Origin of the sequence: Wolbachia endosymbiont of Oedothorax gibbosus (genome assembly GCF_936270435.1) — a bacterium.
Taxonomy (GTDB): Bacteria; Pseudomonadota; Alphaproteobacteria; order Rickettsiales; family Anaplasmataceae; genus Wolbachia.
Window position 1 is genome coordinate 581,027 of record NZ_OW370567.1, and the last position, 11,535, is coordinate 592,561.

Annotated in this window: 9 protein-coding genes, 1 tRNA gene and 2 pseudogenes; 6 read left to right on the plus strand and 6 right to left on the minus strand. The window is 35.7% G+C overall.

Features of this window, described 5'->3' with window-relative positions:
- Nucleotides 1-41: 41 nt before the first annotated feature.
- Nucleotides 42-410: a Fic family protein gene (locus NBW39_RS02920; protein WP_250295474.1), complete on the plus strand. Its 369-nt coding sequence runs from the start codon at nucleotides 42-44 to the stop codon at nucleotides 408-410.
- 159 nt (nucleotides 411-569) lie between these two features.
- Entirely contained in the window at nucleotides 570-3,080 is a 2,511-nt protein-coding gene (gene mutS / locus NBW39_RS02925; protein ID WP_250295475.1) for a DNA mismatch repair protein MutS, read from the plus strand.
- A gap of 127 nt (nucleotides 3,081-3,207) precedes the next feature.
- Here mutS and NBW39_RS02930 read toward each other — a convergent pair.
- Nucleotides 3,208-3,997 (minus strand): IS5 family transposase gene (locus NBW39_RS02930; RefSeq protein ID WP_250294658.1). Its coding sequence is split into 2 segments (ribosomal slippage): nucleotides 3,208-3,735 and nucleotides 3,737-3,997, totalling 789 coding nucleotides; the frame shifts between segments, so codons are not numbered across the junction.
- Between the two features lie 128 nt (nucleotides 3,998-4,125).
- Here NBW39_RS02930 and NBW39_RS02935 point away from each other — a divergent pair.
- Nucleotides 4,126-4,918 (plus strand): IS5 family transposase gene (locus NBW39_RS02935; RefSeq protein WP_250294670.1). Its coding sequence is split into 2 segments (ribosomal slippage): nucleotides 4,126-4,389 and nucleotides 4,391-4,918, totalling 792 coding nucleotides; the frame shifts between segments, so codons are not numbered across the junction.
- A 282-nt stretch (nucleotides 4,919-5,200) separates the two neighbouring features.
- Here the strand turns inward: NBW39_RS02935 and NBW39_RS02940 are convergent.
- Nucleotides 5,201-5,428 carry a hypothetical protein gene (locus NBW39_RS02940; RefSeq protein ID WP_250295562.1) on the minus strand — a complete coding sequence of 76 codons (228 nt, stop codon included), beginning with the start codon at nucleotides 5,426-5,428 and terminating at the stop codon, nucleotides 5,201-5,203.
- Nucleotides 5,429-5,508: 80 nt separating this feature from the next.
- Between NBW39_RS02940 and NBW39_RS09190 the strand changes: the two are divergent.
- The 3 genes and pseudogenes from NBW39_RS09190 to NBW39_RS09195 form a co-directional block, all read left to right on the plus strand.
- Nucleotides 5,509-5,814 (plus strand): annotated as a pseudogene (locus NBW39_RS09190) (transposase); the annotation flags it as partial.
- A gap of 186 nt (nucleotides 5,815-6,000) precedes the next feature.
- Nucleotides 6,001-6,795 carry an ankyrin repeat domain-containing protein gene (locus NBW39_RS02955; protein ID WP_250295564.1) on the plus strand — a complete coding sequence of 265 codons (795 nt, stop codon included), beginning with the start codon at nucleotides 6,001-6,003 and terminating at the stop codon, nucleotides 6,793-6,795.
- A 196-nt stretch (nucleotides 6,796-6,991) separates the two neighbouring features.
- Nucleotides 6,992-8,108 (plus strand): annotated as a pseudogene (locus NBW39_RS09195) (IS3 family transposase).
- A gap of 237 nt (nucleotides 8,109-8,345) precedes the next feature.
- Here NBW39_RS09195 and NBW39_RS02970 read toward each other — a convergent pair.
- The 4 genes from NBW39_RS02970 to NBW39_RS02985 all read right to left on the minus strand — a co-directional run bounded on the left by NBW39_RS02970 (nucleotide 8,346) and on the right by NBW39_RS02985 (nucleotide 11,494).
- Nucleotides 8,346-9,404, minus strand: coding sequence for a quinone-dependent dihydroorotate dehydrogenase (locus tag NBW39_RS02970; protein ID WP_250295565.1), 1,059 nt, complete (start codon nucleotides 9,402-9,404; stop codon nucleotides 8,346-8,348).
- 26 nt (nucleotides 9,405-9,430) lie between these two features.
- Nucleotides 9,431-10,303 carry an IS982 family transposase gene (locus tag NBW39_RS02975; protein WP_250294632.1) on the minus strand — a complete coding sequence of 291 codons (873 nt, stop codon included), beginning with the start codon at nucleotides 10,301-10,303 and terminating at the stop codon, nucleotides 9,431-9,433.
- 217 nt (nucleotides 10,304-10,520) lie between these two features.
- Nucleotides 10,521-10,592, minus strand: a tRNA-Cys gene (locus NBW39_RS02980).
- A gap of 5 nt (nucleotides 10,593-10,597) precedes the next feature.
- Nucleotides 10,598-11,494, minus strand: coding sequence for a class I fructose-bisphosphate aldolase (locus tag NBW39_RS02985; RefSeq protein WP_250295742.1), 897 nt, complete (start codon nucleotides 11,492-11,494; stop codon nucleotides 10,598-10,600).
- Nucleotides 11,495-11,535: the final 41 nt, after the last annotated feature.

Sequence of the window (11,535 nt, forward strand, 5' to 3'; positions counted from 1 at the left end):
CACCGCTTTTTTTCCTCAAGATATATTTATATCATGAGTTGTTGAGGACTACCTCTCTTATTTTCTTAAATGGTGTAGTACTGCAATCATTGGATGCATTGTCAAGAGCAGAACGAATTAACATTTTGATTGCAAATTGGCAAACTGAAGTTAGTTCTAAAACTGAAGGAGTTGCGAGTGGTATTGTAAGGTATCTCGCTGTAAACCCTTACTTTACTATAAGGAAAGTGGTTGAAAACTTAGGTGTCGTATTTACAACAGCCCAAAGAGCAATCGTAAAGCTTGAAGATTTAGGCATCGTTTCACAAACTTCTCAAGGAAAGAGAGATCGGGTTTATTGTGCAACTGATATTTTGAATATTCTAGAAGAACCAACTAAGATTACAGAGAACTTCGATAGCACATTATAGCTATAAAAGCACTTAAATCGGTGAAGAAAAAGGTAGAAAGACAGAGAAATTGCTCAATTTGTTTTTGTATCATACTCCACTTATTTAAATTTTATGTATGTGCAATATAATCTATAATAACATTGAATTTATCACCAATACAATATATTAAAAAATATTATGAGCTTTGTGAAAGAAAGAAACACTCCTGTGATGGAACAATATTTGAACCTGAAAGCTCAATACAAGGATCATCTGCTATTTTATAGGCTGGGAGATTTTTATGAGTTGTTTTTCGATGATGCTATTAAAGCTGCGAAATTGCTGAATATAGTGCTAACCAAGAGGGGCAATTCAAATGGGCAAGAAATACCAATGTGTGGAGTGCCAGCACACAGTAGCGAATCTTACCTACACAAGCTAATAGATTTAGGATTCAAAGTAGCAATCTGTGACCAATTAGAAACTGCTGATGAAGCAAAAAAGAGGGGCTATAAATCCATAGTAAAACGTGATGTAGTGCGAGTTGTAACTCCAGGTACAATTATAGAAGATTCACTACTGGAGGATAAAAGCAATAATTATCTCGCGTCCATAGTTGAACAAAATGACGAATATGCTATTAGTTGGCTTGAATTATCAACGGGAAAATTTTTTCACACTTTAACGAGTTTGAAAGCTCTAGATAGTGATTTATTGCGTATATCACCAAGAGAATTATTAATTTCTGAAAAATTCACTGAGGACGAAAAAATTAGATCGATTTTAAAAAATTATAAAATATCAATTACGCAACACGCACAAAGCTTTTTTGAGTATAGTAAATCTCACAGAACATTATGCGAGTTTTATAAAATCAGGGAACTTGGAAGTATAGGAAATTTCAGCAAAGTAGAAATCATGGCGTGCGGTGCACTGCTTGAATATGTCAGAGTAACACAAAGGGGCTCTATTCCAAGGCTTGAATTCCCAAAAACCTATAAGCAACAAAATTTCATGCTTATTGATGCTTCAGCAAGGAGAAATCTTGAGTTATTTTCAACTCAATTTGGTGAAAAGAAAGGTTCACTAATTTCAGTTATTGATCACACAGTTACAGCCTCTGGTGGACGTCTGCTCAAACAAATTCTTGCTTCACCACTTGCTTGCTCCAAGGCAATCAATTTGAGGCTCAGCACCGCTCAATTTTTTGTAAACAGTCATGAGGCGCGCAAAAAAATACGGGAGATACTATCTAACATTCCAGATATTGAGAGGTCTTTATCGCGCTTAATACTAGGGCGTGGTTCACCAAAGGATATGAACCTATTAAAAATAGGCCTAGGAAAAACTTTAGAGTTGTCTGAGTTTCTGTCTACCTTGCATAATTATTGTTTAAGTGAAGAACCAGCAGCTAACTTTCAGATGTCATTTCAGTGCTTGACCAGAGAAAAGGAACCAGTGTCTACTACTCAGGTGATAAGTAGTGACGAGAGTGAACTCAGCACAATACATAAAAGCCTTGGCAATCATAAAGACCTGTTTGAGCTTTTAGATAGTGCTGTGCTTAATAACAACCTTAGTTCCATGAAAGAAGGATGGTTTATCAATCCAAAATATAACCAGGAACTATCTGAGTTATCCTACATATTAAATAATAGTAATAAACTGATAACCAAACTCCGTGAATCTTATCGCGATTTAACTGGCATTGCTGCACTAAAAATATTGCACAACAACATACTTGGTTATTACATTGAAGTGTCGGCAAATCACAAAATAACTTCAGATATATTTATTCATAGGCAAAGCTTGGCAAATAGCATGCGCTACACTACTAATGAATTGAAAGAACTAGAAAATAAAATTCTTACGGCACGTGATGCTGCAATCAGCTTAGAAATGAAAATTTTTAGTGAACTGTGTAGTGAAGTCGCTAAAGAATCTGAAAAAATTGCTCTTGCTGCAAATGCTTTGGCAAAACTTGATATTAGAGCCACGTTTGCGGAGCTTGCAGTGCAAAATAATTACGTAAAACCCATTATCGATGACAGTAAAGAGTTCAATATCTGTAATGGAAGACATCCAGTGATTGAAGTTAACGATAAATTCATTGCAAATAGCATCGATTTAGCGGGTATACATCTAATTACTGGTCCTAATATGGCTGGAAAAAGCACTTTCTTGAGGCAAAATGCTCTCATCGCAATTTTAGCTCACATGGGGTCATTTGTGCCAGCAGATAGTGCACATATTGGAGTGATTGACAAGATATTCAGCAGGGTTGGTGCAACAGATAATATAACAGCTGGTTATTCCACCTTTATGGTGGAGATGATTGAAACAGCAACAATAGTCAACCAGGCAACAGATCGTTCCTTGGTGATACTTGATGAAATTGGTAGGGGCACAGGGGTGTATGATGGATTATCTATTGCACAGGCGGTGATTGAACATATTCACAATGTAAATAAGTGCCGCGCCATTTTTGCAACTCATTATCATGAATTAACTAAAGTAAGCAAATACTTGAAGAACGTGAAATGTTTTTGTGTAAAAATAAGAGAGTGGAACGGAGAGGTTATCTTTCTACATGAAGTAATTGAAGGCATTGCAGATGAGTCATATGGAATACATGTAGCAAAACTTGCTGGTTTTCCTGATTCTGTTTTAAATAGAGCAAGTGAGGTGTTTGAGGAGCTAAAGGCTTAAGAATGTAAAAGACAAAATTTGATCTGACAGACAAGAACTAACTGACAGAAGAATTAAAACTAATATCAGACTGTTGTTTAATGCGACAGGTATCTGTTCAGACAATGGCGTCAACTTAAGAACCTGTTTAAAATCTTCGTAATAAGAGAGAAATGAAGGAGAGAACAACCATCTGTAAGCTAGTGTTGAGTTTCCGCTCGCAATTTTTCCACAAACGCCTACATTTTTCCAACCAAGCAAAAGAACGCTCAACAACCCATCTCTTTGGCAATACAACGAAAGAGTGTAATTCACTTCGCTTTATTACCTCAACAGTTGCACCAATAGTAGCTTTTATTTGAGTTGCAAAATTTTCTCCTGTATAGCCAGCATCAACCAGTATATTTTTAACTTCAGAGAGGTTTTCTTCAGCCTTTTCCACCATTTCCACAGCACTGCTACGATCAGTTACTTCTGCCGTTGTTATATGAATTGCATGTGGCAAGCCTTGCGTATCAACTGCAATATGACGCTTTATGCCTGAAATCTTTTTACCTGCATCATAGCCCTTTTTTTCAGCAGTATCTGTGTTTTTAACACTTTGTGCATCAATTATACAGAAACTGGTTTTCTCTTTCCGACCATTGCTGATACGAACCTCTCCAACTAATTTTTTTTAAGACTACTTCCAGCAAGCTTGGTTCTGCTCCATTCTTTTTATTCCACATTTGAAAATAGTAATACACGTTCTCCCACCTTGGAAAATCTTTTGGCAGCATTCTCCACTGGCAGGCGCTTTTTAGGATATATAGCACTGCACAAAATACATCATACAAATCAAGTTTCCTTGGTTTTGTTTTCTTTCTGCTACTCTCCAGTATTGGTCTGATTTTTTCAAATTGTTCTTGACTTATATCGCTTGGATAGCTTTTTTGCATAGATATACCTCTTTCTTAACTATGCCTACTTTACCTCATATTTTCGAGATCCTTAACAGGTTCTTAGAACCTGTTCATAATCTCAAAAAAGTGATAAACTATGAGATGATGTATATGAATAAGGATATATGAGAAATTTATACCCAAGTGACATAAGTCGAGAACAATTTGAAAAAATCAGATCAATTCTGGAGAGTAGTAGGAAGAAAACAAAACCAAGAAAACTTGATTTGTATGATGTATTTTGTGCAGTGCTGTACGTCCTAAAAAGTGCCTGTCAGTGGAGAATGCTGCCAAAAGATTTTCCAAAATGGCGAAGTTGTTACGAATATTTTAAAAAATGGAGTGAAAAACCAAGCGAAGATACAGAAAGTACTTTGGAGCGTGTATTAAAAAAAATTAGTTGGAGAGACACGTATCAGCAATGGTCGGAAAGAAAGAACTAGTTTTTGTATAATTGATGCTCAGAGCGTAAAAAATGCAGATACTGCTGAAAATAAGGGCTACGATGCAGGTAAAAAAATTTCAGGAATAAAGCGCCATATTGCAGTAGATACACAAGGTTTACCACACGCGATTTATGTAACAACGGCAGAAGCAACCGACCGCAGCAGTGCCATGAAAATGGTCGAAAATGCTAAAGAAAAACTCTCTGAAGTTAAAAATATACTTGTTGATGCAGGCTACACTGGAGAAAATTTTGCAACACAAATAAAAGCAACTATTGGTTCGACGGTCGAAGTAATAAAGCGAAGTGAATTACACACCTTTGTTGTACTGCCAAAGAGATGGGTTGTTGAGCGCTCTTTTGCTTGGTTGGAAAAATGTAGGCGTTTGTGGAAAAATTGCGAGCGGAAACTCAACACTAGCTTACAAATGGTCGTTCTTGCTTTCACTTCTTTACTCCTTAAAAGATTATGAACAGGTTCTTACAACTGGGTTAAGGAAAGGCTTTTTGGATTTCATGGAATAGGAGTAGAAAAGATGTGAGCCAAGAAATTAACAGAAGGTCTATCTCAAGTTTATTTTTAAGATAACCAAAAGGAGATTACCCTTTTTTCTCTCTTCTCTTTCTATTTTTCTAATCCATGGTTAGCGTAATGAGCAATCGAAAATAACAAGAAAGAGATAAATGATTGCCATACCTTCCCTTTGGCCTCCAAAACTATATACCACGCTCAGTATGAGGGGCACATTAACTATTTATTTCCTTTTCCACATTCCAGTCTTGTTACCACTAATTTTCACTTCATCCATCTTAGTATCAGGATCCCCAAACTTTTCTTTACCATGTTGTATGGCTTTTATAATCATGTTCTCATCTATATTGTTTAACCTCATTGATTGTTCTCTTGGCGACAAAAGATTTTCATGAATTGGTTGTTTATATTGTGTTTTGTTAAACAGGCCAGTGGCTAGAATGCCTAGCATTATTGTGTTATTTACTACAGTTGTGTTTATTTCCGGTATAGCTGTAACAGTAGTATTACTATGCTCAGAAGTAAGTAGAGAAAGAAATATCTAGCCTTTCTGGAGTTGCACCCTTTAATCGAGATAGCGGTTTTAGCAAAGAAAAAAGGTGTATTCAGGGTGGTAGATCACAAATTAGAAAGGTTTTACATATGTGTATTCTTAGTGCGCAAAGGTACAATTCTTATATGAAAATCTTCTTTGATAGGCTATATGATCAATACAAAAAACCATATAAAGTTGCTTCTACCGCTGCTATGAGAAAACTACTTTTACTAGCCAACTCTTTAGTCAGAGATGGTAGGGTGTTTGCTGAGAAATATAGCCCTAAGGCTGCTTCTATCTAGTAATAGCGTAGCTATGAATAAGTACGCCTACACAAACTTTAAGTACTTATTCATAGCTCTTATGTTTTTTGTTTATACCGCTGATATTGAGCTTTTAGGTACTCGATAATTTAAAAAGAAGGTAAAAATGGCGTATTGACAAAATTGGAACTGTAAGGTAGAAATTAGCTCGTAGACAGGGAATATATGGCTTTTAATAGAGAATTAAATAAAAAATTATATGCTTTAGGGCTGCATAGTTTTGATGAAGTCAAAAAGCTTATTGGAGAAAAAGTTGATAGCAAAGCTAGTGATTATTATGGTGATACTCCGCTACACTATGCTGCTGAATCAGGCAAATTAGAAGTAGTAAAACATTTGATAGAAGAGGAAGGATGTAATGTTGCAACTATGAATACATATGGTTCAACGCCTTTGCATAGAGCTGCGCTATGTGGTTACTTGAATATAGTAGACTATCTTGTAGAAAATGGTGCTGATTTTGCAGTTAATGATAATTATGATAGAACTCCTACTCACTCTGCTGCTGAAGGTGGTCACTTGGATATAGTAAAATATCTTATAGAAAAAGGATTTGATTTAAAGGCTACGGAGAATGGCAGTTTAACTCCTATGCATGGCGCTGCATATAATAATCACCTAGAAGTATTAAAATATCTAATAGAACACGGTGGCAATGTAAATGCTACTAATAGAGGGGGATGGTCTGCTCTACATGAAGCTGCTGATCAAGGTCATTTAAATGTAGTACAATATCTTATAGAAAATGGCGCTAAAGTCGATGCTGTTAACATTATTGGTTATACTCCTTTGCATGAAGCTGCTGAAAAAGGCAAATTGGAAGTAGTAAAGTATCTTATAGAAAAAGGTTCTAATTTTAAAATAGCTGCTAGAAATGGCCACATTCCTTTAAATTTAGCTATTCTTGCAGGTCATTCTAATATAGTAGAGTATTTCAAAGTGATGAGATACAACTATTAAAGATTGAAAAAGCAAATTCGTTAAGTATGTTAAAAACAAGTCTTTTTAGTTTTATAGTCCACAAGTAAAAATTATCTTTAATATTTTCCATTTTTCTATTGAATTTTAACACAACTGCTTGACCTTACCCAGAAAAAGTAGAGAGGAAGTTAAGCCATTTTTGAGGTAAAATAAAACATGATCATGAGGGCTTATTATGGTAAAGAACAGAAAGAATTACACAGTGGAATTTAAATTAGAGGCAATAAAGTTGGTAAAGGAAACGGGGCAGTCAGCAAGCAAAATAGCTAAAGATTTAGGAATAGATAACAGTACACTAAGTGACTGGATAAAAAAATATAACGAAAAAGGATCAATAGAAGAAGCATTTCCTGGTAAGGGAAAGTTGGCACCATGTGATAAAGAAAAGTTTGAATTAAAGAAAGAACTAACAAGAGTTACTAGAGAAAGAGACATTTTAAAAAAAGCCCTGGGCAAGTCACAAAGAGTAAAATATTTATTTATCAAAAAGCATAGAAACTACTATAAAGTACAGGAGTTATGCAGGATTTTCTGCTAGCGGCTACTACAAATGGACTAGTAAGAAGAAAAGCAGCAAAGAATCAACAAGGGAGCAGTTTCTAGCAGATATTCAAAAAATATACCAAGCATCTAATTGTAGATATGGTGCACCTAAAATTCATGCTGAACTAAAGGCTTTAGGTAAAAATTGCAACATCAAAACAGTGCAGGATGTCATGCAAAAAAATGGCATTCAAGCTAGACTGAGGCGAAGATTCAAAAGCAAAAAACAGCAGACTGACAATAGCTCCCAATATATTGGACCAAAACTTTACTACTAGTCAGCCAAACAAAGTATGGGTAACTGATATTACATACATAAAAACTAAGGATGGTTGGCTATATTTGGCAGCAATAATTGATCTATATTCACGTATGGTAGTTAATGAGTAGTACAATAACTAAGCATAGATGCTTTATTGATGGCTGTTGATAAGCGCAAACCAGCCAAAGATCTGCTATTTCATAGTGATCAAGGTTCACAATATACCTCTAAAAATTATCAATTTTTACTGAATACAAAAAGTATTATTTCTAGCATGAGTCACAAAGGTTGTTGTTACGATAATGCTGTTTCGGAGAGCTTTTTTAGTTCACTAAAGAGGGAATTACTCATTGATACCTCACAACACTCCGCACAACAAGCTAGAACCGCAATATTTGAATACATAGAAATTTTTTATAACAAACAACGTAGACATTCTACTATTAACTATTGCATTCCTGAAAAATTTGATTCATCATTTTCATAATGAAAATGGCTTAACTTCCTCTCTACTTTTTCTGGGTAAGGTCACTGGGATGACAGGAGAAGGAAGCACTGGGATGACAGAAGAAGGAAGCACTGGGATGACAGGAGAAGGAGGTTACTGGGATGACACCGTCATAAGGTGAAATGAGATCCCAGTGTCTGGGCACTGGGATGACGCCTCTGGGCACTGCCGTCATAAAGGAACCAGTGTCAGCTATTCAGATGACAGAGAAGATGTCTAATGTATACAACCCACTACCTCACTAATGTTACTAAATCCATCTCTCCTTATTAGTTCTGCAAGTTCTAGATTAATTTTGTTTACAACTTGAGGTCCGTGGTATATGAGAGCAGTGTACAACTGCACCAAAGAAGCTCCTGCCTTTATTTTTTTATATGCATCATCACCACTTGAGATTCCTCCGCACCCTATCAATAATATTTTGCCCTTAGTAAATTTGTACATATCGCCCAATAACTCGGTTGAAAGTTTGAACAGTGGTTTGCCACTCAATCCGCCACTTTCGTTGTGGTGGGAATGCAGATTATCTCTACTTACCGTAGTGTTGCTTACTGTTAAACCGTCAATTTTATATTCCAGTGCAAGCTCAGCGATATTTTCTTTCGTTTGCTGATCTATATCTGGTGAGATTTTTAATATTATTGGTATGGATTTAGAATTATCAATTGATCTGCGGATAGCTTTCAGTAATTCCGATAATTCTTGCTTATTGTGCAGATTGCGCAAATTAGGCGTGTTTGGGGATGAGATGTTCAGTACTATATAATTGCTTTTTCCATATACCATCTTTATTAAATCAACATAATCACTAATTTGGTCTTTCGATGCGCTATTTTTTCCTATATTTATGCCAAAAATGCAGTCATCAAGCTTGGGTTTATCTATTTGTTTAAGAAAATAGTCTATTCCTTTATTGTTAAATCCCAATCTGTTAATTATCCCTTGATCCTCAACTAACCGAAAAATTCTTGGTTTTTTGTTTCCATATTGTGGATTACGAGTTACAGTACCAGTTTCAATAAATCCAAAACCAAATGAAAGCATAGGCCTTATAACTTCTGCATTTTTGTCAAAACCTGCAGCCAGGCCCACGGGGCTTCTGAGCTTATTACCAAAAAAATTCACACTCAAAGATTCTGGTAGCTCTATAGGATTCTTATAAGGTATTTTCTTTAATGCCATAATTGCCAAAGAGTGAGCAACTTCAGGCGGTAGTAAAAATAGTAAATTACGTTTGTAAAACATTTTGCTTATTTTTAGTTTATTTTTTACCATGTAACGCTATAAACCCCAGTTATGGATTAACCAACGAAGTAAAGCTGAGAAATACAGGGCTTTTTCGATTGCATTGAATAAGAAATGAGGGTAGAAAAAATATGTACCAAGAAATTTACTGTGGATCTATGCCGAGTGTGCTCAAGTTCAAATTTGTTTTTTAGGCAGCCAAAAACCGTTTCAACAATCGATCTTTTCCCTAGTAAAATCTTCTCTTTCAGCGAAATCAGTGCATTTTTCATACCTTTTTTCACTTTAGTGACGAGTTTTAGACCTCTATCGAATAGTTTCTCAAAGAGCTCTTTCTTTATATAGCCCTTATCTCCAAACAAAAGTCCAGTTAGTTTTTTGGTTAGAGTTGGTACAGGTTTTCTGTCATCGACGTTACCTCTGGTTAGCGTAACACCTTGAATTTCACCTATTTCATTGATTACTACATGTAATTTAAAACCAAAAAACCAGCCGTAAGTATTCTTTCCTAACTCTGCTAATCCTTTGAAAACCTTATTTCTTGAGATTCTTTTTCGATGGCATACTGCTATTGAAGTAGAATCTATGTAGGAAATCCCGGTCATTTTTGCTTGTTCACAAAACCATTGCAAAAGTAATGCTAAATACCACAAAACTCGCGGCTTTAAGGCAATAAATCTGTGATATGAAGGCAGCTTTGAAAACTCTGATCTATAGAATAACTGAAGATAACAAAGATAAAAAGCCTTGAAGTTTTTACATGGTGATTTATGGTATAATAGGATTATGGTTAGAATTTCTGAGTGCGCTATTTCTGGTACTCTGGTTGGTTTTTTGCCGTTTGATAAGAACCTATTTGCAAAATTATCATCTACCGCACGACAAAAATCCTCGACGCAACAGTACAGTTCTGTAATATCTTTCTTCATGTGTAACCTCTTATTATTACTAAAATACTCGAGTTTACCCTGTTTCCCTCTTCTTAGTTATACTTTTATCTATTTTCTAATCCATAACTGAGGTTATAAGAGTATAACCATAACTTGAAAAGAAATTGATTTTACTTATGAATAATTTTCTCTATAGGTTACACACTTAAAGCTACTGTTGAATTGAGCAACTTTTACAAGATATAGAAAATGAAAGAGGCCGGGACCGGAATTGAACCGGTATAAAAGGATTTGCAGTCCTCCGCATAAGCCATTCTGCCACCCAGCCGTTTTTTATGTGTAAATATCCATTATATCTTTTAGCATAGATAAAGCTTCCTCCCTTTTGCGTTGAAAAGTGTTACGTCCAATGATTGAACCACTACCACCACCCTGCTTAATTTCTTTTGCTTCATTGCGTATGTCATCTACTTCCTTCGATTCACCACCAGAAAAAACTACTATTCTTTTCCCTGCAAAACAAGATCTTTTAACATATTCAATTCTTTTAGATAATGATTCAATATTTTCTGTTTCTATTTTCTCCCTTTCCAAATATTTAGTTGGAAGTTTTACTTTTATTATATTAGCGCCAAGCAAAGCTGCCATGTGTGCAGCATAGGCAATAACATCAACCGCTGTTTCACCTTCTTTGGAAATTCCTTCACCGCGTGGATAAGACCATAGCACTACTGCAAGCCCATAAGATTTGGCTTCAGCTACGATTTCACGGGCTTCTTCCATCATATCGAAACACTTAGCAGAACCAGGATATATAGTAAATCCAACAGCCAAGCAGCCCAAACGCAGCGCATCTTTCACAGAAGAGGTTATTGCTTGATCAGAGGTTAGGTTCTTTGAATGTAAAGAATTGGAACTATTAAGTTTCAAAATAAGTGGGAGCATTCCAGCATAAGTTGAAGCACCAGCTTCAATCATACCAAGTGGAGCAGCATATGCACTTACTCCAGAATCAACTGCAAGCTGAAAATGATAATGTGGGTCATAAGCATCAGGGTTAACTTCAAAACTTTTAATTGGCCCGTGCTCAAATCCTTGATCTACTGGCAGAATCACTAACTTGCCAGTGCCGCCAAGCTTTCCATGCATGAGAATACGAGTAAGATTTGCTTTTACCCCGGGGGTTTCACTTTCGTAGTAGCTTAGAACTTGTTTTACTTTATCACTTATCACTATAATTCAAATTAAATTTAAGTTATAAATTGTAACAA